Annotated in this window: 18 protein-coding genes and 3 pseudogenes; 10 read left to right on the top strand and 11 right to left on the bottom strand. The window is 67.9% G+C overall.

Features of this window, described 5'->3' with window-relative positions:
• The first annotated feature begins 26 nt into the window (after nucleotides 1-26).
• Nucleotides 27-419 carry a hypothetical protein gene (locus AAFL97_RS15545; RefSeq protein ID WP_341645681.1) on the top strand — a complete coding sequence of 131 codons (393 nt, stop codon included), beginning with the start codon at nucleotides 27-29 and terminating at the stop codon, nucleotides 417-419.
• Between the two features lie 59 nt (nucleotides 420-478).
• Here AAFL97_RS15545 and AAFL97_RS15540 read toward each other — a convergent pair whose 3' ends face one another.
• The 5 genes and pseudogenes from AAFL97_RS15540 to AAFL97_RS15520 all read right to left on the bottom strand — a co-directional run bounded on the left by AAFL97_RS15540 (nucleotide 479) and on the right by AAFL97_RS15520 (nucleotide 6,790).
• A complete protein-coding gene (locus AAFL97_RS15540) occupies nucleotides 479-1,663 on the bottom strand; it encodes a phosphoglycerate kinase (RefSeq protein WP_341645680.1) in 1,185 nt (394 codons plus the stop codon).
• A 65-nt stretch (nucleotides 1,664-1,728) separates the two neighbouring features.
• Complete coding sequence (gene gap / locus AAFL97_RS15535; protein WP_341645679.1) at nucleotides 1,729-2,757, bottom strand: type I glyceraldehyde-3-phosphate dehydrogenase; 1,029 nt, start codon at nucleotides 2,755-2,757, stop codon at nucleotides 1,729-1,731.
• A 45-nt stretch (nucleotides 2,758-2,802) separates the two neighbouring features.
• A pseudogene (gene tkt / locus AAFL97_RS15530) lies at nucleotides 2,803-4,819 on the bottom strand (transketolase).
• Nucleotides 4,820-4,935: 116 nt separating this feature from the next.
• Nucleotides 4,936-5,811, bottom strand: a complete 876-nt coding sequence (locus AAFL97_RS15525) for a phosphoribulokinase (protein WP_263462578.1) — start codon at nucleotides 5,809-5,811, stop codon at nucleotides 4,936-4,938.
• Between the two features lie 168 nt (nucleotides 5,812-5,979).
• Nucleotides 5,980-6,790, bottom strand: a pseudogene (locus tag AAFL97_RS15520) (inositol monophosphatase family protein).
• A gap of 49 nt (nucleotides 6,791-6,839) precedes the next feature.
• Here AAFL97_RS15520 and AAFL97_RS15515 point away from each other — a divergent pair.
• The 5 genes and pseudogenes from AAFL97_RS15515 to AAFL97_RS15495 all read left to right on the top strand — a co-directional run bounded on the left by AAFL97_RS15515 (nucleotide 6,840) and on the right by AAFL97_RS15495 (nucleotide 12,267).
• A pseudogene (locus AAFL97_RS15515) lies at nucleotides 6,840-7,561 on the top strand (16S rRNA (uracil(1498)-N(3))-methyltransferase).
• A 37-nt stretch (nucleotides 7,562-7,598) separates the two neighbouring features.
• The gene (gene pap, locus AAFL97_RS15510) at nucleotides 7,599-9,086 is read left to right on the top strand and encodes a polyphosphate:AMP phosphotransferase (RefSeq protein ID WP_341645678.1); all 1,488 of its coding nucleotides are present in this window, start codon (nucleotides 7,599-7,601) and stop codon (nucleotides 9,084-9,086) included.
• 114 nt (nucleotides 9,087-9,200) lie between these two features.
• Nucleotides 9,201-10,550: an amino-acid N-acetyltransferase gene (gene argA, locus AAFL97_RS15505; RefSeq protein WP_263462574.1), complete on the top strand. Its 1,350-nt coding sequence runs from the start codon at nucleotides 9,201-9,203 to the stop codon at nucleotides 10,548-10,550.
• Complete coding sequence (locus AAFL97_RS15500) at nucleotides 10,547-11,992, top strand: diguanylate cyclase domain-containing protein (protein ID WP_341645677.1); 1,446 nt, start codon at nucleotides 10,547-10,549, stop codon at nucleotides 11,990-11,992. Before argA ends, AAFL97_RS15500 begins: the two co-directional genes overlap by 4 nt.
• Nucleotides 11,993-11,994: 2 nt before the next feature.
• Nucleotides 11,995-12,267, top strand: coding sequence for an oxidative damage protection protein (locus AAFL97_RS15495; RefSeq protein WP_068635574.1), 273 nt, complete (start codon nucleotides 11,995-11,997; stop codon nucleotides 12,265-12,267).
• Between the two features lie 254 nt (nucleotides 12,268-12,521).
• Here the strand turns inward: AAFL97_RS15495 and phoU are convergent, their stop codons facing one another.
• The 4 genes from phoU to AAFL97_RS15475 form a co-directional block, all read right to left on the bottom strand.
• Nucleotides 12,522-13,217, bottom strand: a complete 696-nt coding sequence (phoU, locus tag AAFL97_RS15490; RefSeq protein ID WP_341647181.1) for a phosphate signaling complex protein PhoU — start codon at nucleotides 13,215-13,217, stop codon at nucleotides 12,522-12,524.
• A gap of 89 nt (nucleotides 13,218-13,306) precedes the next feature.
• Nucleotides 13,307-13,969 (bottom strand): ribose-5-phosphate isomerase RpiA, encoded by a 663-nt coding sequence (gene rpiA / locus AAFL97_RS15485; RefSeq protein WP_341645676.1) that lies wholly within the window; start codon nucleotides 13,967-13,969, stop codon nucleotides 13,307-13,309.
• Nucleotides 13,966-15,234, bottom strand: coding sequence for a molybdopterin molybdotransferase MoeA (moeA, locus tag AAFL97_RS15480; RefSeq protein ID WP_341645675.1), 1,269 nt, complete (start codon nucleotides 15,232-15,234; stop codon nucleotides 13,966-13,968). The genes rpiA and moeA overlap by 4 nt, the downstream gene beginning before the upstream one ends.
• Nucleotides 15,235-15,369: 135 nt before the next feature.
• Nucleotides 15,370-15,999, bottom strand: coding sequence for a c-type cytochrome (locus tag AAFL97_RS15475; protein WP_263462569.1), 630 nt, complete (start codon nucleotides 15,997-15,999; stop codon nucleotides 15,370-15,372).
• Between the two features lie 121 nt (nucleotides 16,000-16,120).
• On the opposite strand from AAFL97_RS15475, the gene yihA reads away from it, so the two are divergent.
• The 3 genes from yihA to AAFL97_RS15460 all read left to right on the top strand — a co-directional run bounded on the left by yihA (nucleotide 16,121) and on the right by AAFL97_RS15460 (nucleotide 18,527).
• Nucleotides 16,121-16,804: a ribosome biogenesis GTP-binding protein YihA/YsxC gene (yihA, locus tag AAFL97_RS15470; RefSeq protein WP_341645674.1), complete on the top strand. Its 684-nt coding sequence runs from the start codon at nucleotides 16,121-16,123 to the stop codon at nucleotides 16,802-16,804.
• Nucleotides 16,805-17,004: 200 nt separating this feature from the next.
• Entirely contained in the window at nucleotides 17,005-18,009 is a 1,005-nt protein-coding gene (gene hemB / locus AAFL97_RS15465) for a porphobilinogen synthase (RefSeq protein WP_263462568.1), read from the top strand.
• Nucleotides 18,006-18,527 carry a GNAT family N-acetyltransferase gene (locus tag AAFL97_RS15460; RefSeq protein ID WP_327084836.1) on the top strand — a complete coding sequence of 174 codons (522 nt, stop codon included), beginning with the start codon at nucleotides 18,006-18,008 and terminating at the stop codon, nucleotides 18,525-18,527. Before hemB ends, AAFL97_RS15460 begins: the two co-directional genes overlap by 4 nt.
• Here the strand turns inward: AAFL97_RS15460 and AAFL97_RS15455 are convergent.
• Nucleotides 18,524-19,189, bottom strand: coding sequence for a pyrimidine 5'-nucleotidase (locus AAFL97_RS15455; RefSeq protein ID WP_341645673.1), 666 nt, complete (start codon nucleotides 19,187-19,189; stop codon nucleotides 18,524-18,526). The two genes, AAFL97_RS15460 and AAFL97_RS15455, sit on opposite strands and share 4 nt — an antisense overlap.
• A 12-nt stretch (nucleotides 19,190-19,201) precedes the next feature.
• Nucleotides 19,202-20,125 carry a methyltransferase domain-containing protein gene (locus AAFL97_RS15450; RefSeq protein WP_341645672.1) on the bottom strand — a complete coding sequence of 308 codons (924 nt, stop codon included), beginning with the start codon at nucleotides 20,123-20,125 and terminating at the stop codon, nucleotides 19,202-19,204.
• Between the two features lie 161 nt (nucleotides 20,126-20,286).
• Between AAFL97_RS15450 and AAFL97_RS15445 the strand changes: the two genes are divergently transcribed.
• The gene (locus tag AAFL97_RS15445) at nucleotides 20,287-21,006 is read left to right on the top strand and encodes a ComF family protein (protein ID WP_341645671.1); all 720 of its coding nucleotides are present in this window, start codon (nucleotides 20,287-20,289) and stop codon (nucleotides 21,004-21,006) included.
• Nucleotides 21,007-21,031 lie beyond the last annotated feature (25 nt).

Raw genomic sequence — 21,031 nt, 5'->3', positions numbered from 1 at the left:
TCGGCGTACAAGCCTGGGGAAGGACCATGGAATTTGCAGTCGTGCTCGCCCTGATCGCCGGCGTGCTGGCCGGCTGGTTGCTGCTGCAGCGGCGGACGCCGCCGGCGCCCGCGCGCACGGAGATGCCGCAGCATCCATATCATTGCGTGGCGCTCGAAGCCCGCGGCGATGGCTGCGAGGCGGTGCGCAAGCTGGCGGGACAGCGCTTCCTTGCCGCCCATGCGCCGCATCTGCCGCTGGCGGACTGTGAAAGCAGCCGTTGCGAGTGCATCTACCGGCACCACGAAGACCGCCGCCACTACAATCGCCGCGATCCTTACGTCCATGCCCAGCGGATGCAGTTCATCGACGCCCGGGAGGACCGCAGGAGCGCGCCCGGCCGGCGCAAGACCGACCTGATGCTGCACCCGATGCCCTGAAGCCGTCCTGGCCCGGCAACGGAAAAGGGGCGCCGCGGCGCCCCTTTCGTCGATGTCCTTCAGTCGGCGTAGCGCGCTTCCAGCGCGGCGATCGCCGGCAGGGTCTTGCCTTCGAGGAACTCCAGGAAGGCGCCGCCGCCGGTCGAGATGTAGCCCACGTCGTCGGCGATGTTGAACTTGGCGATGGCCGCCAGGGTGTCGCCGCCGCCGGCGATCGAGAAGGCTTCGGAATGGGCGATGGCCGAGGCCATCATCTTGGTGCCGCCGGCGAACTGGGCGTGTTCGAAGACGCCGACCGGGCCGTTCCAGACGATGGTGCCGGCGTGGGCGATGATGTCGGCGAGCCTGGCCGAGGACTTGGGACCGAAGTCCAGGATGCGGTCGTGCGGGCCGACTTCGTCCACCGAAATGCGGTTGGCACGCGCCAGCGCCGAGACTTCGTCGGCCACCACGACGTCGGTGGGCAGCGGCACTTCGGCGCCGCGCTCCTTCATGATGTCCATGACCTGCTGGGCTTCGCGCACCATTTCGGGCTCGGCCAGCGATTCGCCGATGCGCTTGCCGGCGGCGAGCAGGAAGGTGTTGGCGATGCCGCCGCCGACGATGAGCTGGTCGACCTTGGCCGCCAGGGTCTTCAGGATGGTCAGCTTGGTCGACACCTTCGCGCCGCCGACGATCGCGACCAGCGGCCGCTTGGGATCGTGCAGGGCCTTGCCGAGCGCGTCGATCTCGGCGCCCATCAGCATGCCGGCGCAGGCCACCGGCGCGAAGCGGGCGATGCCGTGGGTGGTGGCTTCGGCGCGGTGGGCGGTGCCGAAGGCGTCATTGACGTAGATGTCGCACAGCGCGGCCATCTTCTTCGCCAGTTCCTCGTTGTCCTTCTTCTCGCCCTTGTTGCAGCGGCAGTTCTCCAGCAGCACGACTTCGCCCGGCTTGGCCTCGAAGTCGCCATCGACCCAGTCGGCGATCAGCTTGACCGGCTTGTTCAGCAACTGGCCCAGGCGCACGGCAACCGGCGCCAGGGTGTCGTCGGGGCCGACCGTGCCTTCGGTCGGGCGGCCGAGGTGGGAGGTGACCATCACCGCCGCGCCCTTGTCCAGGCAGTACTGGATCGACGGGATGGAGGCGCGGATGCGGGTGTCCTCGGTGATGTTGCCGGCTTCGTCCTGCGGCACGTTGAGGTCGGCGCGGATGAAGACCTTCTTGCCGCGCACGTCGAGTTGGCTGAGTTTCTTGACTTGCATGATCGTGTGAGTCTCGTGAAAACGCCCTGCGGGGCAGGGCGTCGATGGTTTGCGGTTGCGAACGCTTACTTGGCGTTGACGAAGGCGCGGGCGGCGTCGAGCATGCGGCAGGAATAGCCCCACTCGTTGTCGTACCAGGCCAGCACCTTGACCAGCACCGAGCCGTCCTCGCCCTTGATGACGCGGGTCTGGGTGGCGTCGAAGGTGGAGGAGACGGTGGTGTGGTTGAAGTCGGACGACACCAGCGGCTCGGTGTTGACCGCCAGGATGCCCTTCAGCGGGCCGTTGGCCGCGGCGGTCATCAGCTCGTTGATCTCTTCCTTGGTGGTGGCGCGCTCGGCGGTGAAGGTCAGATCGACCAGCGAGACGTTGATCGTCGGCACGCGCAGGGCGAAGCCATCGACCTTGCCGACCAGTTGCGGCAGCACCAGGCCGACGGCCTTGGCGGCGCCGGTCTTGGTCGGGATGATGTTGGCGGCGGCGGCGCGGGCGCGGCGCAGGTCCTTGTGGCGGACGTCGACGGTGACCTGGTCGTTGGTGTAGGCGTGGATGGTGGTCATCAGGCCCTGCTTGATGCCGACGCTGTCGGCCAGGATCTTGGCGACCGGGGCCAGGCAGTTGGTGGTGCACGAAGCGTTGGAGACGACGGTCATGCCGGCCTTCAGCGCTTCTTCATTGACGCCCATGACGATGGTGGTGTCCACGTCGTCACCGCCCGGCGCCGAGATCAGCACGCGCTTGGCACCTTGGTCGAGCAGCGCCTGGGCCTTGGCCTTGGTGGTGTAGGCGCCGGTGCATTCCAGCAGCACGTCGACGCCGTGGCTGCCCCAGTTGACGCCCTTGGGATCCTTGGTGGAATAGAAGGGGGTCTTCTTGCCGTCGATGATGATGGTGTTCTCGCCTTCGGTGTCGACCGAGGTGGCGAAGCGGCCATGGGTGGTGTCGTACTTCAGCAGGTGGGCGTTGGTGGCCAGATCGCCGGAGGCGTTGATGGCGACCACTTCGAATTCGTTCTGCAGCCCCTGCTCGTAGATGGCGCGCAGCGTGCAGCGACCGATACGACCGAAACCGTTGATGGCGACCTTGATGCTCATCGATGCTTCTCCCTCTTCATGGATACACGAAACCGATTGCTCGCCTCAGGCGAGCGCTTTCCTGACCGCGGCCACGACGGCCTCGGTGGTGATGCCGAAATACTTGAACAGCTCGCCGGCCGGCGCGGACTCGCCGAAGCGGTCGATGCCGACGACTTCGCCTTCCAGGCCGACGTATTTGCGCCAGCCGTCGCTGACGCCGGCCTCGACCGCCACGCGCGGCAGGCCCTTGGGCAGCACGGCCGCCCTGTACGCCTCGTCCTGGCGGTCGAAGACGTTGGTGCTCGGCATCGACACGACGCGGACGGCGATGCCTGCCTCGGCCAGTTGCTGCCGGGCGGCCAGCGCCAGCGTGACTTCGGAGCCGGTGGCGAGGATGACGGCCCGGGCCGTGCCGTTCGCTTCGGCCAGCACGTAGCCGCCGCGGCGGATGTCGGCCAGCTGTTCGGCGCTGCGGGTCTGGAAAGGCAGGTTCTGGCGCGAGAAGCACAGGCTGCTCGGGCCGCTCTTGCGTTCGATCGCGCAGGCCCAGGCGACGGCCGATTCGGTGCTGTCGCAGGGGCGCCAGACGTCCATGTTGGGGATCAGCCGCAGCGTGGCGATCTGCTCGACCGGCTGGTGGGTGGGGCCGTCCTCGCCGAGGCCGATCGAGTCGTGGGTGAACACGAAGATCTGGCGGATCTTCATCAGCGCCGCCATGCGCAGGGCGTTGCGCGCGTACTCGCTGAACATCAGGAAAGTGGCGGTGTAGGGGATCAGGCCGCCGTGCAGGCTGATGCCGTTGGCGATCGCGGCCATGCCGAATTCGCGCACGCCGTAATAGACGTAGTTGCCGCCGTTGGTCTTGCTCACGCCCTTGGCGCCCGACCACAGCGTGAGGTTGGAGCCGGCCAGGTCGGCCGAGCCGCCGAGCAGCTCGGGCAGCTTGGGCGCGTAGGCTTCGATGCTGTTCTGGCTGGCCTTGCGGGTGGCGATGGTTTCGGCCTTGTCGACGACCTTGGCCAGCACGGCGGCGACATGGGCATCCCAGTCGGCAGGCAACTCGCCGGCCATGCGGCGCTCGAATTCGGCGGCGAGCTCGGGATGGGCGGCGCGGTAGGCGGCGAAGCGGGTGTTCCACCGGGCCTCGGCTTCGGCGCCCTCGGCGCGGGCGTCCCAGGCGGCATAGACCTCGGCCGGGGATCTCGAACGGCGGGTGGGTCCAGCCGATGTGGGCGCGCGCGGCCTCGATTTCGGCGGCGCCGAGCGGGGCGCCGTGCACGTCGTGGCTGCCCTGCTTGTTGGGCGCACCGGCGCCGATCACGGTCTTGCAGCAGACCAGCGTGGGCTGGGCGGTGTTGGCCCTGGCCTGCTGGATGGCGGCTTCGATCGCGGCCGGGTCATGGCCTTGCACGTCGCGGATCACCTGCCAGCCGTAGGCTTCGAAGCGCTTGGGGGTGTCGTCGGTGAACCAGCCCTCGACGTGGCCGTCGATGGAGATGTTGTTGTCGTCGTAGAAGGCGATCAGCTTGCCCAGGCCCCAGGTGCCGGCGAGCGAGCAGGCTTCGTGCGAGATGCCTTCCATCAGGCAGCCGTCGCCGAGGAAGACATAGGTGTGGTGATCGACGATCTCGTGGCCGGGGCGGTTGAAGTCGGCGGCCAGCAGCTTTTCGGCCAGCGCCATGCCCACCGCGTTGGTGATGCCCTGGCCGAGCGGGCCGGTGGTGGTCTCGACGCCGGGCGCGTAGCCGTATTCGGGGTGGCCGGGGGTCTTGCTGTGCAGCTGGCGGAAACGCTTCAGTTCCTCGATCGGCAGGTCGTAGCCGGTGAGGTGCAGCAGCGCGTAGACCAGCATCGAGCCGTGGCCGTTGGACAGCACGAAGCGGTCGCGGTCGGCCCACTTGGGGTTCGCCGGATTGTGCTTCAGGTGGTGGCGCCACAGCACTTCGGCGATCTCGGCCATGCCCATCGGCGCACCGGGGTGGCCGGAGTTGGCCTGTTGCACGGCGTCCATCGCCAGGGCGCGGATTGCGCCGGTGACAGGGTTGAAGACCGGAGGCTTGACGTTGCGGGTCGACTGCATGCTGTGTTCTCGGGCCGGAGGCCACCATCGGAAAAACCGCAATTATCCCTTAAAAGCCCTTGCCGATGCCAATGCCGCAATGGCGCATCGGCCTGTCCGGCGCTCCGTTGCGCTGCTCATACCGATTGCCGGCGCCGCTCCATCAGCTTCCAGATCAGCGGCGTCAGGATCAACTGCATCGCCAGGTCGAGCTTGCCGCCCGGAATGACGATGGTGTTGGCGCGGCTCATGAAGGCGTTGGGGATCATGTTCAGCAGGTAGGGGAAGTCGACGCCGCGCGGATCCTTGAAGCGGATCACCACCATCGATTCGTCCTGCGTCGGCACGTCGCGGGCGATGAAGGGGTTCGAGGTATCGACGATCGGCACGCGCTGGAAATTGATGTGGGTGCGGGCGAACTGCGGCACGATGTAATGCACGTAGTCGTGCATGCGGCGCAGGATGGTGTCCTGCACCGCGTCGGCCGAGTAGCCGCGGATCCGGGTGTCGCGGTGCAGCTTCTGGATCCATTCGAGGTTGATCGTCGGCACCACGCCGATCAGCAGGTCGACGTGGCGCGAGACGTCGACATCGTCGGTGACGACCGCGCCGTGCAGGCCCTCGTAGAACAGGCAGTCGGTGCCGACCGGCAGGTCTTCCCATTCGGTGAAGGTGCCCATCGGCAGGTTCCAGCGCATCGCCTGCGCCTCGTTGTGGATGTAGTGGCGGCGCCGGCCGGTGGCGGCTTCGCCATAGGAGCGGAACAGGCTTTCCAGCTCGGCGAACAGGTTGGCTTCGGGGCCGAAATGGCTGATGCCGCGCTGTCCGGCACGTTCGGCCTCTTCGATCTGCTCCTTCATCTCCGCCCGCGTGTAGCGGTGGAAGCTGTCGCCTTCGACGATCGCGGCGTTGACGTGCTCGCGGTGGAAGATCGCTTCGAAAGTGTGCTTGACCGTCGTCGTGCCGGCGCCGGATGAGCCGGTGACGGCGATGATCGGGTGTTTCATGGTCATGATGGTCTCCACGCCGCACCAGTTGGTGCCCGTGCTTTAGTATATTGCGGTGCAGCAAGACGGAACAGATCGCAGGTACCCGGCGCGGAGGCGTCCGGACACCCTTCGCTCAGATTTGCCCTCGCCGCTTGCTGCTCAGCCGGGCGCCCCTGGCCAGGCGCCCATTGCTCAGGATCGCGCCTTCACCCATGCAGACCATTCGGTGAACAGGCTGGGATTGACGGCGGCGATGACGCCGCGCTTCAGCGCCGGGCCGGCCATCAGCGAGCCGCCGTCCAGCGCTTCGGCCACGCCACCCGCTTCGGCCAGGATCAGCCGGCCGGCGGCGTAATCCCACAGCATCTGGCCGCCGTGCAGGTAGGACATCCAGCCGGCCGGCGGCGACGAAACACCATTCCAGCGCGCTGGAGCCGAAGTTGCGCTGCGAGTAATAGGGCGGACGCACCGCCAGTTCGTCGCCCAGGTGATGGCTGATGCGCTTGAAGTCGACGCCGGCCACCGCATCGCGCAGGCTGGAGGCGCCTTCGCGCAGCGGCAGTTCGGTGCCGTTGAGAAAGGCGCCGGCGCCGCGCGCGGCATAGAAGGATTCGTCGGTGATCGGGTTGTACACCACGCCCAGCACCGGCTCGTGGTCGATCAGGTAGGCGATCGACACCGCGAACAGCGGAATGCCGTTGGCGAAGTTGGTCGTGCCGTCGATCGGGTCGATGCACCACAGGCCGCGCCCGCCTTCGTTCCACAGGTGGGCCTGTTCGGTGGCGGTCATTTCCTCGCCGAGCACTTCGCCGGCGAGGAATTTCGGCAAGGCTTCGCTGAAGCAGCGCTGCGAGGCCAGGTCGGCCTCGGTGAACAGCGAGCCGTCCGGCTTGCGGTTGCGCGCCGACTTCAGGTAGCGGGGCAGGATTTCGTCGCGCGCGATGTCGCGCACCAGCGATTCGAGGGCTCTGGCATGGGCGAGGCGTTGGGCTGCGGTGGGCATGCGGGCTCCTGGCCGGTCGGCTGCTTGATGCGAGGCCTATAATCTTACGATGATTTCACGTTTCCATTTCCCGGGTCGTCTGCCGAATGGCGGCGAAGTTGCGCTGCCCGACGATCTCGCCCATCACGCGCTGCGCGTGCTGCGCCTGCGCGACGGCGAGCCGCTGGTGCTGTTCGACGGCGAAGGCGGCGAAGTCGAGGCTCGCCTGGCGGTGCGCGGCAAGGCCGGTTTTGCCGTGCTCGGCGAGCGGCGCCCGTTCGATCGCGAATCTCCCTTGCGTGTGGTGCTGGTGCAGGCGCTGGCGGCGGGCGACAAGATGGACTGGGTGGTGCAGAAGGCGGTGGAGCTGGGGGCGGCGGCGATCCAGCCGGTGCAGGCCGAGCGTTCGGTGCTGCGGCTGGCGGGCGAACGCGCGGACAAGCGGCGCGTCCACTGGCAGCAGGTGGCGGTGTCCGCCTGCGAGCAGAGCGGGCGCAACCGCATTCCGGAAGTGGCGCCGATCCGGCCGCTGCTGCAATGGCTCGCTGCCGTGCGTGGGCAGGCTGCCTGGGTGCTGGCGCCGGGGGGCGCGACGGTTTGCCGGTGGGCGAGCGGCCGGAGGGGGACGTGCATGTGCTGGTCGGCCCCGAAGGCGGCTGGACCGAAGGCGAGCTTGCTGCCTGCGATGCGGCAGGCGTGCGGCGGGTGACGCTGGGGCCGCGGGTGCTGCGGACCGAAACCGCGGGACTGGCGGCGCTGGCGGTACTGCAGGCGCGCTGGGGAGATTTCTGACTGGACCCATGCGGTGCTGCAAGGACGGGAGGGTGGGATGTTCGAATCCGCGGAGCTTGGCCACAGGACCGACAAGGAAGAGTACGAGGCCGCCGTGCCGCCGCTGCGCATGGCCTTGCTCGATGCCCAGTACGAAATCCTCGAACTGAAGCAGTTCGCCGTCGTCGTGCTGATCAACGGCATCGACGGTGCGGGCAAGGGCGAGACCATGAACCTGCTCGACGAGTGGATGGATTCGCGCCACATCGAAGGCTGGGCCTTCGACCAGCCGACCGCCGAGGAGAGCGAGCGTCCGTTCATGTGGCGTTTCTGGCGGGCGCTGCCGCCGCGCGGCAAGATCGGCGTGATGTTCAACAACTGGTATTCGCAGCCGATCCGCGACCGGGTCGGGCGCATCGGCAGCAAGGCCCGCTTCGAGCAGCGCCTCGGCGAGATCCGCCGTTTCGAGGACATGCTGACGCAGGAAGGCGTACTGCTGGTCAAGTTCTGGTTCCACCTGCCGAAGAGCGGGCAGAAGAAGCGCCTGCGCGAACTGGAAAAGGATCCGCGCACGCGCTGGCGCGTCACCGAGCGCGACTGGCATTTCTACCGGCAGTACGCGCGCTATCGCGACGTCGCCGCACGCGCGCTGCGCCAGACCAGTACCGGCAATGCGCCGTGGATGATCGTCGATGGCAGCGATCCGCGCTTCCGCGCGCTGTTCGTCGGCCGCACATTGCTCGCGGCGTTGCAGAAGCGCCTCGAGGCCGCCCGCCGCAAGCACGCGCCGCGCCAGCTGGCACCGCCGCTGCCGCCGCTCATCGACCGGCGCAACCTGCTCGACAGCCTGGTGCTGCGCCGGGAAATGGGCAAGAAGGAATACGAAGAGGCACTCGAAAGTCTCCAGGGCCGGCTGGCGCTGTTGACGCGCGAGGCGGCGTTCCGCAGCAGGCATGCGCTGGCGCTCGTGTTCGAAGGCGTGGACGCCGCCGGCAAGGGCGGTGCCATCCGCCGTGTCACCGCGGCGCTGGACATCCGCCAGTACAGCGTGGTGCCGGTTTCGGCGCCGACCGAGGAGGAGCGCGCGCAGCCCTATCTGTGGCGCTTCTGGCGCCACCTGCCGGCGCGCGGCAAGACCGTCGTGTTCGACCGTTCGTGGTACGGCCGGGTGCTGGTCGAGCGGGTCGAGGGCTTCTGCTCGGAAGCCGACTGGATGCGGGCCTACGCCGAGATCAACGACTTCGAGGATCAACTCGCCGACGCCGGCATCATCGTGATCAAGTTCTGGCTGGCGATCGGCAAGGATGAACAACTGGCGCGTTTCGAAGCGCGCGAGGCCGAGCCGCACAAACGCTTCAAGATCACCGCGGAAGACTGGCGCAATCGCGAGAAGTGGGACGACTACGTCCGTGCCGTGTGCGACATGGTCGATCGCACCAGTACCGAGCGCGCGCCCTGGACCTTGGTCGAGGCGGAGAACAAATATTTTGCACGGATCAAGGTTCTGCGCACGATTTGTGAGCGCATCGAAGCGGAGCTGGCCTGATTTGGGCGCGGCGATGTCGCCGCGCGCACGCATCCGCTAGAATCCCGCCATCCGAAATTCCGTCGGTTCGGTGGCTTCGCATGCCGCTGGTCCGGCTTCTGCCGCGGTGACTGCGTGAACGCTGAAACGACCTCTGCCGTACCGGTGCCCGACGACCCCACTTCCCAGTTCGTCGCCTGGGTGCGTGGCGCTGCGCCTTACATCCACGCCTTTCGCGGCAAGACTTTCGTCGTCGGCTTCGGCGGCGAAGTGGCGGCGGGCGATCGCGCGCAGCGCCTGGCCTACGACTGCAACCTGCTCGCCGCGCTCGGCATCCGCCTGGTGCTGGTGCATGGGGCGCGGCCGCAGATCGATGTCGAGCTGGCCCGCCGCGGCCTGGAGCCGCGTTTCCACCACGGCCTGCGGGTGACCGATGCCGAGGCGCTGGAGTGCGTGAAGGCAGCGATGGCGGTGACCCGCTTCGAAGTCGAGGCGCTGCTGTCGCAGGGGCTGCCGAACACGCCGATGGCGGGCAGCTACATGCGCGTGACCGGCGGCAACTTCATCACCGCGCGCCCCGTCGGCGTCGTCGATGGCGTCGATTACCAATACACCGGCGCGGTGCGCAAGATCGTCGCCGAGGAGATCAACGCCGACCTCGACCAGCACAACGTGGTCCTGATCACGCCGCTCGGCGTCTCGCCCGCGGGGGAAATCTTCAACCTGGCGATGGAAGAGGTCGCCGAAGCGGTGGCGGTGGCGGTGAAGGCCGAAAAACTCATCTACCTGTGCGATGCGCCTGGGCTGCTGGATGCCGACGGCGGCCTGGTCGAATCGGTGACCGCGGACGAGGCGCAAGCCAGGCTCGCGAGCGGGGACGGCCTGACCGAGGACCTGGGGCTGTTCCTGCCGTGTGCGATCCGCGCGGTGCGCCGCGGCGTGGCGCGCTGCCACCTGATCGATCACGACAAGGACGGCGGGCTGCTGCTGGAGTTCTTCACCCACGCCGGCGTCGGCACCGTGGTGTCGCGCGACCCCTTGTTCCGCCTGCGCGAGGCGACGGTCGACGACGTCGCCGCGCTCGTCTCGCTGATCACACCGATGGAGGCCGACGGCACGCTGGTGCGCCGCGGCCGCGAGCTGCTCGAACAGGAAATCGAACGTTTCACCGTGGTCGAACACGATGGCGTGCTGGTGGGCTGCGCGGCGCTGTACCCGTTCTCGGAGGACAATGCCGCCGAACTCGCCTGTCTCGCGGTGACGCCGGAATATCGCCGCGCCGGGCTGGGCGACCAGTTGCTGAAGCGCATCGAGCGCCGTGCTCGCGTGCAGCGGCTCGAGCGGCTGTTCGTGCTGACGACGCGCACCGCACACTGGTTCCGCGAACGGGGCTTCAGCGAGATCGGCCCCGAAGCCCTGCCGCGCAAGAAGCGTGAGCTGTACAACCTGCAGCGGCGCTCGAAGGTATTCGTGAAGCTCCTATGATCCTCTGGCCCAGACGTGCGATGCGGCGGCAGGCCGATGTCGAACTGGCGCTTCTGCGGCAGGTGGCGGAGGGTGTCCACGGCATCGAGGCGGTGTTCGACCGCGACCTGCGCCTGCTGTGGATCAGCCCCTCGATCGAGCGCGTCACCGGGCTGGAGCCGCGGGAGTGCATGGAGGCCGAGGACGCGCTGGATCTGCTCGTACACGAGTCGGACCGCAGCTACTGCCGCCGCATGCTGACGCAGATGGTGGTGGACGGCGTGGCGCAGGATTTCGAGCTGCGGCTCAGGCGGCGGGACGGCGAAGCGGCCTGGGTCGCCTCCCACTGGCGGGCGATGCCGGATGCCGCGCCGGGGCTGGCCGCCCTGCGGTTGTCGGCCGAGGACATCCAGTCGCGCAAGGAAACCGAGTACAAGCTGCTCGAAACGGTCACCGAGCTTCGCCGCGCCCAGGCGCTGCGCGAGCACTACCTGCTGCGCAGCAACGACGAGCGCCAGCGCCTCGCCGCGCTGCTCAACCTGATCCGGCCGGGCATCCTGTTCATGGACCAGGAGCGGCGGGTGTTGTACTACAACCGGGCGATGCTCGAAATCTGGGGCTATCCGGAGGATACGCACCTGATCGGCATGCGCGAGAGCACGCTGCAGAACAAGGCCGCGTCGCTGCTGGAAGATGCCCAGGCCTATTTCGCCCACATCGCCGAGGTGCTGGACGCCAAGCAGCCGATGAGCGACGAGTACGAATTCCGTTTCGCCGATGGACGTGTGATCACCGACCGTTCGGCGGTGGTGGCCGGGGCGGGCAAGGATCAGCGCATCGGCCGGGTCTGGATCTATGAGGACGTGACCGAGGCCCGGCGCATCTCGGCACAGCTGATCTCGATGGCGGAGCGCGACCCGCTGACCAACATCTTCAACCGGCGCCGTTTCCACGAGGAGCTGGAGCGCATGCTGGCCGACGCCGCGCGGCGCGGTACCTCGGTCGGCTTGCTCGGCATCGATCTCGACGGCTTCAAGCCGATCAACGACGCCTTCGGCCACCAAGCGGGCGACGAAGTGCTGGTGAAGCTCGTCGAGCGGGTCGGCAGCGTGGTGCGCCGCAATGAAATGTTCTTCCGTGTCGGTGGCGACGAGTTCTCCATCCTGGTGCCCGATGCTGGGGCTTCGGCCCTGTCGGAGCTGGCCAATCGCCTGTGCGAGTCGATCGGCAATCTGGTGTTCGAGTTCGATGGACACAAGACGGGCGTCACCGCAAGCATCGGCATCGCCCTGTTTCCCGAGCATGGCCGTGACGAGGAAAGCCTGATGGCGGCCGCCGACGAGGCGATGTACCGCTCGAAGGCAGAAGGGCGCAATCGTTGGAGCCTGTCGGCGAGAGGCGGGGGTGAATCCGCTAGAATGCCGGCTTCGAGCTCCGATGAACCCGTTAGCAGAGAGGATTGAACATGGCTCGCATGGTGAATTGCGTGAAACTCGGCCGTGAGGCGGAAGGGCTGGATTTCCCGCCGGTGCCGGGCGCGCTGGGCAAGCGCATCTTCGACAACGTGTCGAAGGAAGCGTGGCAGCAATGGGTCAAGTACCAGACCATGCTGATCAACGAGAACCGTCTGAACCTGATGGATGCGCGCGCGCGCAAGTATCTGGCCGAGCAGATGGAAAAGCACTTCTTCGAAGGCGGCGCGGACCAGGTGAGCGGCTATGTGCCGCCCGCGCAGTGACGCAGCTCTCCTGTAGGCTTTAGCCGCGAAAGCAGTGTTTTGGGGGCAGCAAAGCCGCATTCGTGGCTAGGCGCCCCCGACTCGGTGCTCCCGGCTGGGCGCCCCCGACCAGAGCCGTTCCCGGAGGGACGGTGGCCGATGGGCCGGGCCGCGTGGCCGGCGCGCAGCGAAACTCATCGAGTGCAGCGAAGCGGCACATACGAAAAAGGATGGCCTGGCCATCCTTTTTTATTGTCGAGCAGCCTTTCGGCTACTCAGTTGCCGCTGCGCAGCGCCTCTTCCGACTTGCTGTAGCGCACGTCCTCGCCCTGGGCCAGGAAGACCACGTACTCGGCGATGTTCATCGCATGGTCGCCGATGCGCTCGATCGCCTTGGCGTTGAACAGCAGTTCGAGGCTGCTGGTGATCGTGCGCGGATCTTCCATCATGTAGGTGATCAACTGGCGCATGATCGCCTTGAAGCTGGCATCGACTTCGGCGTCCTCGCGCTCGATGCGCGGCGCGGCGGAGGCGTCGGCACGGGCAAAGGCGTCGAGCGCCGAGTGCAGCATCGCCAGCGCAGCCTGGGCCGAAGGCGACAGGTCGATGCGGGGGGCGAAGCTCAATTCGGCCGAATGCAGGCGCTTGGCCGACTTGGCGATCTTCTTGGCTTCGTCGCCGATGCGCTCGAGATCGGCCACCGACCTGATCACCGTCATCACCAGGCGCATGTCCGTTGCGGTCGGCTGGCGCAGGGCGACGATGTGGTTGCAGGCGTCGTCGAGCTGCTTCTGCATCAGGTTGATGCGCTGGTCGCCTTCGATGATCTGATTGAGAAGGGTGAGGTTGCCGGTGCGCAGGCCTTCGAGTGCGTTCGCGGCCTGCGCTTCGACCAGCCCGCCCATGCGCAGCACGCCGCTGCGGATTTCTTCCAGTTCGCTGCTGAACTGTTTGTAGGTGTGTCCAGTCATCTTCGCCATGTTCCTGTCGATGGAAGCACGCAGGCTAGCACCGCAAGGTTAAGGTTTTGTTGCATGTCACACGGCGATCGAGCGTCGCCTCAGCTGCGCTGCAGGCGCTCCACGCCGGTGCTGCCGGCCAGCAGCAGCAGATCGGCGCCGCGGGCGGCGAACAGGCCGTTGGTGACCACGCCGACGATCTGGTTGATGCGCTGCTCGGTACCGATCGGATCGTCGATCGCCAGGCCATGGGCGTCGAGGATCAGGTTGCCGTTGTCGGTGACGAAGCCTTCGCGCAGGCGCGGCTCCCCGCCCAGGCGGGCGAGTTCGCAGGCGACGTGGCGGCGCGCCATCGGGATCACCTCGACCGGCAGCGGGAAGCGGCCCAGCGTCTGCACGCGCTTGCTGACGTCGCAGATGCAGATGAAGCGCCGGGCGACCGCGGCGACGATCTTCTCGCGCGTCAGCGCGCCGCCGCCGCCCTTGATCATGGCGAAGCCGCCGTCGATCTCGTCGGCACCGTCGACATAGACCGGAATGCTGTCGATGTCGTTGAGATCGAACACCGGGATGCCGTGGGCGGCGAGCCGCTTCGAGCTCGCTTCGGAGCTGGAGACCGCGCCGCGGATGCGCTCGCGCATGCCGGCGAGGCCGTCGATGAAGTGGTTCACCGTCGAGCCGGTGCCGACGCCGACGATGCTGCCGTCCTCGATGTAGTCGAGTGCGGCGAGGGCGGCGGCTTTCTTGAGTTCGTCCTGGGTCATGTTCGTTTCCCGGTCCTCCAGACCAGGCCGTGGAAAGGTTGGATGAAGACGGTGTCGCCGGCCTGCACCGAAGTGCAGTCTTCCGGCAGCACGATGAAGCAGTCGGCTTCGGACATCGAGCGCAGCATGCCCGAGCCCTGGGCGCCGGCCAGCGTGACGCCGGGTTCAGTGCCGTCCCGCAGCAGGCGCCCGCGCAGATATTCGACGCGGCCTGCCGGCTTGCGCAGGGCGAAGTCGGCGCGGACGGCGAAACGTGCGGCCGGCGGCAGCGGCGTCACGCCCATCAGGCTCAGCAGGGCATCCTGGACGAACTGGTAGAAACTCACCATCGTCGCCACCGGGTTGCCGGGCAGGCCGAACAGCACGGCATCGCCGATGCGGCCGAAGGCCATCGGCCGCCCGGGCTTGATCGCCAGCTTCCAGAACGAAACCTCGCCCATGCGCGCCATCAGTTCGCGGATGAAGTCGGCGTCGCCGACCGAGACGCCGCCGCTGGTGATGACGACATCGGCTGTGCCGGCCGCTTTGGCGAAAGCGGCTTCGAGCGCGGCCGGCCGATCGGGCACGATGCCCAGGTCGAGCAGCTCGCAGCCCAGCCGCGCCAGTGCGCCGGACAGGGTGTGGCGGTTGCTGTCGTAGATCGCGCCGGGTGCCAGCGGCTGGCCGATCGAGGCCAGTTCGTCGCCGGTCGAGAAGAAAGCGACGCGCAGGCGGCGGCGCACCACGACCTCGCCAATGCCGAGCGAGGCGATCAGCCCGAGTTCGGCAGGGCCGCAGCGTCTGCCGGCGGCCAGGGCGACGCTGCCGGCAGCGAGGTCCTCGCCGGCGCGCCGCAGGTTGCGGCCTTTCTGCTGGCCGGCGGGGATGAAGATTCTGTCGTCTTCGCGGCGGACGATTTCCTGCATCACGACCGCGTCGGCGCCGTCCGGGATGACCGCGCCGGTCATGATCCGCACCGCCTCACCCGCGCCGAGGCAGGCAGCAAAGGGATGGCCGGCAAGGGCGCTGCCGACCACGGTCAGCATGGTTTCGCTGCCGGCGCTCAGGTCTTCGGCGCGCACCGCGTAGCCATCCATCGCCGAGTTGTCGTGCATCGGCACGTCGAGTGGGGCGATCACGTCCTGCGCCAGCACGCGCTCGAGGGCGGCATGCAGCTCGACGCGTTCGCTGCCGGTGACCGGGGACAGGCCGTCGAGGATCAGCCGGCGCGCGTCGGCGGCCTTCAGGGCGTCCTGCGCCGTGTTGCTGGGGGATGGATGGCTCATCTGCTACGTGCTAGTGAAACCGGAAGTTGCCGGGGCGGGCCGGCACAGCCGCCATTTTCACACAAGGGTGGGCACATGAAAAAAGGGGTGGATCGCTCCACCCCTTTTTCTGTCCGCATCGACGGTCGGCAGCGCTCAGCGCAGGCCGGCGGCGAAGTCCGAGACGGCCTTCATTTCGGCGTCGGTCATCTTCAGCGCGATCATGCGCATCATGCGGTTCGGGTCGTTCTCGCGGCCGCCGTCGCGGAAGGCCTTGAGCTGGGCTTCGGTGTAGTCGGCGAACTGGCCGGCGATGCGCGGATACTGCGCCGGCAGGCCGGCACCGGCGGGACCGTGACAGGCGGCACAGGCGGGAACGCCCTTGGCGGCGATGCCGCCGCGCCAGATGCTCTGGCCGAGTTCGATGGTGTCGAGGCTCTTCGCCGGCTCGGGTTGCAGCTCGAAGGAGGCGAAGTACTTGGCCAGCGCGCGCATGTCGGCTTCTTCGAGGCTGTCGACCATTGCCGTCATGACCGCGTTTTCGCGTGCCGGGGGCTCGCCGTTCCAGCCCTTGAACTCGCGCAGCTGCTTGTAGAGGTAGTCCTCATGCTGCCCTGCGATCTTCGGGTTGGCCGACAACTGGCTGTTGCCATCCGTGCTGTGACAGGCGGCGCAGAGCGTTTCGACAGTCTGTTTTGCCTTGGCGAGGTCCGGAGCCTGTTCCTGGGCCTGCAGGCCGCCGGCGACAAGCAACAGGGACGAGAGCAGCAGGGAACGCTTGGTCATGATGTCCTCGGAAAGCCGTGAGTGATTGTTTCAAACGCGGTATTCTATAACAGGAAACCCGCCTTGCGCGACGCGATGTGGGCTTTGTGGCGCATCCGCCCGGTCTTTCCCCTTCTTTTTCATGCCCATCTTCCGCAACGCACAATTCGAGATATCCATCGCCAAGCCGTCCGGCCTGCCGCCGCCTTCCGGGGCGGAAATCGCCTTCGCCGGGCGCTCCAACGCGGGCAAGTCGAGCGCGATCAACACGCTGGCCGGACATGTCCGGCTGGCTTTCGTGTCGAAGACGCCGGGGCGTACCCAGTTGATCAACTTCTTCCGCCTCAACAGCGGAGCGCTGCTGGTCGACCTGCCGGGCTACGGCTATGCCGCGGTTCCCGAGAAGGTCCGGCGCGAGTGGCAGGGCCTGATCGAGCACTATCTGCGCAAGCGGGAAAGCCTGATCGGCCTGGTGCTGATCATGGATTCGCGCCATCCCTTGACGCCGCTCGACCGCCAGATGATCGACTGGTTCGCACCGTCGGGGCGGCCGATGCACGTCCTGCTGACCAAGAGCGACAAGCTGTCGCGCGGCGCTGCCAGCGCGGCGCTGCAGGACGTGCGGCGCCAGCTCGCGCCGCTGGGGCCGCAGGTGACGGTCCAGCTCTTCTCCAGCCTGAAGAAGACGGGCGTCGAGGATGCCGAACGCGTCATCGGCGGCTGGCTCGGCCTCGCCGGGGCGGATGCCGGGCAGGAAGCTCCGTCCGCGGATCGGGCGGAGGAGGGGCAAATAAAAACCCCCGACCAGGGGAGTAGCCGGGGGTGAAAAATGCCCCGCTGGCGCGAGGCACCCGCTCAGGGAGGTGAAGCGGGAGACATGGCAGCACGCGAGCGCGCCGCCGTCTGCTTGATAAGATAAGACACTTTGCCCGGAAGTTCCGCTGCCAATGCGTTACTTCATGTGTTTCCGGCGCACGCAGACACGCCGGCCCGGGCCGTTTCGAAACCGACAAGCGAGATCCACAGATGCGACCGACCGGAGCCTTCCCTTCCACCCGCATGCGCCGCATGCGCCGTGACGATTTTTCCCGTCGCCTGATGCGCGAGAACGTGCTGACGGCCAACGACCTGATCTATCCGGTGTTCGTGCATGACAAGCCCGGCCGCGAGGCGGTGGCGGCGATGCCCGGCGTGGAGCGGCTGTCGATCGACGAACTGCTGAAGGTGGCCGAGCAGGCGCTCGAGCTCGGCGTGCCGGCGGTCGATCTCTTCGGTGTTCCCGATCCGGCGGCAAAGACCGCGGACGGCGCCGCCGCGTGGGACGAGGACGGCATCGTCCAGCGCGCGATCCGTGCGCTGAAGGCGCGCTTCCCCGAGCTGGGCGTCATCACCGACATCGCCCTCGACCCCTACACCACCCACGGCCAGGACGGTCTGCCCGACGACAGCGGCTACATCCTCAACGACGAAACCGTCGATGCGCTGGTCAGGCAGTCGCTGTCGCATGCCGCGGCGGGCGCCGACGTGGTGTCGCCCAGCGACATGATGGACGGCCGCATCGGCACCATCCGCGCCGCGCTCGAGGATGCCGGCTTCATCCATACCCGCATCCTCGCCTACAGCGCCAAGTACGCCAGCAGCTTCTACGGCCCCTTCCGCAGCGCGGTCGGCTCGGCGGGCAACCTGGGCAAGGGCAACAAGTATTCCTACCAGATGGATCCGGCGAACAGCGACGAGGCCTTGCGCGAAGTGGCGCTCGACATCGCCGAAGGGGCGGACATGTTCATGGTCAAGCCCGGCCTGCCCTATCTCGACATCGTGCGCCGCGTGAAGCACGAACTCCAGGTGCCGACCTACGCCTACCAGGTCAGCGGCGAGTACGCGATGCTGAAGGCGGCTGCGGCCAACGGCTGGCTCGACGACCGGGCCTGCGCACTGGAAGCCTTGCTGTCGTTCAAGCGTGCCGGTGCCGATGGCATCCTGACCTATTACGCGCTGGAAGCCGCACGCTGGCTGAAGGCCGGCGCGTGATCGTGCCGGGCGCTCCGGCCTTGCCCGCAGTGGGGCTGCGGACGATGCGGAGCAGCGATCTCGATGCCGTGCTCCGCATCCAGCGCGAAGCCTATGGCGACGCCTACCAGGAGTCCGCCGAGGTGCTCGCACGCAAGCTGAGCCTCGCGCCCGAAGCCTGCTGGCTGGCCGAGCGCGGCGGTGAGGCGTTCGGTTATGTCTTCGCCCATCCGTGGCAGGCCGGCGTACCGCAGCTGCATGCGCTGATCGACCGCCTGCCAGGGCAGGCGGACCACGGTTTTCTGCACGATCTCGCGGTGTCGCCGCGCGCCCGCGGCATGGGCGTGGGCCGTGCCCTGTTCGGCACGGTTCGAGCCTGGTCGGAGCAGGCCGGGCACCGCGCCTTGACCCTGGTGGCGCTGGCCGATGCGGCGGCCTACTGGCGCGGATTCGGCTTCGTGCCGCAGGCCCTGAGCCTGCCCGACGGTTACGGTGCCGGTGCGGTGTTCATGCGGCGCAGCCTTGCCGCAGCGGGCTAGTAGGCGTTCGGTCGTCCGCCGAGCAGCCGACCGTATTGGCGGCGAAGGTCGAGGATGGAGGCCAGCTTCATATCCACATAGGCCGGCGTGCGCAGGTTGCGGCTCACCAGCACGGTGCGCATTCCCAGCCGTTTCGCGGTGCGCAGGTTGACGGCCGAATCTTCCAGCATCACGCAGCGGGCCGGATCCAGGCGCCGCGAGGACAGCAGCTTGCGGTAGCCGCGGATGCCGGGCTTGGGGTGGTATTCCAGGTCCTCGATGGCGATCACGTCCTCGAACAGCTCGTGGATGCCCATCAGCCCCAGCACGGCCAGGGCGTAGTGGCGCGGTGCGTTCGAGAACACGAAGCGACGGCCCGGCAGCTTGCGCAGCATGCCGCGCAGCGCGCGGTCGAACACCATCATCTCGTGCAGGCGATCGAAGCGATGGGTCTCGACCAGGAAGTGCGCCGGGTCGGTGCCGTGATGGCGCATCATGCCGAGCAGGGTGGCGCCGTAGCGGCGCCAGTAGTTCATCCGCAGGGCATTGGCGTCCTCGGGGGACAGCGACAGGTGCTGTTCGAGATAAGCCGTCATGCTGCGGTTGATGTGCGGAAAGATGTGCGGGCTGGCGTTGTGCAGCGTGTTGTCGAGGTCGAACAGCCAGACGGTACGGTTGGGCATGGCGACGTCGGTTCAGCGCGGCGTGGGCCGGGGCTGGAAGCGGACGATGCTGCGGCCGTCCTCGGTGGTCTTCGGCGCGGCTTTCCAGGCATGGCCCTGGATGATCTCGAAGGTGGCGGGCAGCCGTCCGTCCCGGCGCAGGGCTTCGTAGGCGGCGCGCGCCCGTGCCCAGCCGCTGCGGCCGGACAGGCCGCGCGGGCGGCCGACGGCGGCATTGGCGGCGCCGCTGGCGCGCAGGTCGGACAGCAGGCCGTCGAGTTCGGCATAGGTCAGCGTCAGCATCTCCATGTCCATCACCGGGTCGGCGAAGCCGGCCTTGACGAGGGCGTCGCCGAGGTCGTGCATGTCGATGAAGCGGTGCACGCGTTCGCCCGCCGTGCGGGGCAGGGCGTCGCGCAGTTCGCGCAGCGAATCTGGGCCGAGGGTGGAAAACATCAGCAGGCCGCCGACTTCCAGCGCGCGGTGGATCTCCTGCAAGGCCGGCAGCGGATCGTCCAGCGCCGGCAGCATCAGGTTGGACCACACCAGGCCGAGGCTGCCGCGGGCGAAGGGCAGGCGGCGGGCGTCGGCGGCGAGGTGGGGCGGCGGTGCGGCCTTGCCGACGAGCAGACGGCGCAGCAGGCCGGGTGCGGGTGCTTCGCCGCGCAGGCGCTGGCCGGCGCGGGCCAGCATCGGCACGGCGAAATCGGCCGCCAGCACGCAGGCCTGAGGGAAGCGCTGCGCCAGGCGGGGCAGGTCGGCGCCGGTGCCGCAGCCGAGATCGAGCACGCGCTTCGGCTCGATGCGGATGTAGTCGAGGCGCTCGTCCATCCGGCGGGCGATTTCGCGCGCCAGGACGTCGGCGCCGTCGGCCGTCGCCGCGGCGCGGGCGAAGCGGCGGCGCAGCAGGCCGTGGTCGAGCGCGAAATTCGCGTCGCTGCCGCCCGTTTCGCTCATCGCGCGCTCCGCGGGCGAGCAAGGCCGGCGGCCTTGCCGTCGTGAGCGGTGGCCGTGCCGCGTCGGTGCGCTGCATGCTCGGCTTTGATCGAAGTCATTGTCATTTCCGGCGGCGGGGGCTGTAATGGCGAACCCCGAATGTTCTGCCATTGATCAAAATCTTGTCAAACCGAACTCGAGACCTGCGCCGCCTGCTGGCCCGCGTGCTGGACGTGCTGATGCCGCAGGACTGCCTCGTCTGCGGCGAGGCGGCGGAGGGGTGCGGCGTGTGCGCGGCCTGCCTGGCCGAAATGCCGCGGCGGCCGCCCAGCGCGTGCCCGGTCTGCGCCCTGCCGGGGCTGGATGGCGGGCCCTGCGGACAATGCCTGCGCCAGCCGCCGGCCTACGATGCGACGCTGGCCTTGTTCGACTACGTGTTCCCGGTCGATGTGCTGGTGCTTGCGCTCAAGTATCGGCACCAGTTGAGCGTGGCCACTTTCCTCGCTGCCGAACTGCGCACGCTCGGCGAGCAGATCGCGGCCGATGTCGACTTCATCCTGCCGATGCCCTTGCATGCGCGCAGGCTGGCCGAACGCGGCTTCAACCAGGCGGTGGAGCTTGCGCGGCCGCTGGCCCGCGAGCAGGCCTTGCCGATGGAACTGGCCTGCGTGCGCAAGCTGCGCGACACGCCGCCGCAGGCTTCGCTGAGCCGCGAAGAGCGCCTGCTGAGCCCGGCCGGTGCCTTCCGCTGCGATCGTGCACTGGATGGCCTGCATGTACTGGTGGTCGATGACGTGATGACCACGGGGGCGACGCTGGACGAACTGGCGCGCTGCCTGAAGGCGCAGGGCGCGGCGCGGGTCACGAATCTGGTCGTTGCCCGCACGCCGGCACCGGCCTGAGCTACAGTGCCGGCTTCGCGCGCAA

It is taken from the genome of Thauera sp. SDU_THAU2 (genome assembly GCF_038260575.1).
GTDB lineage: Bacteria > Pseudomonadota > Gammaproteobacteria > Burkholderiales > Rhodocyclaceae > Thauera.
Note: the sequence above shows the minus strand (reverse complement) of the source record. Positions and strands in the feature narration are given on the sequence as shown.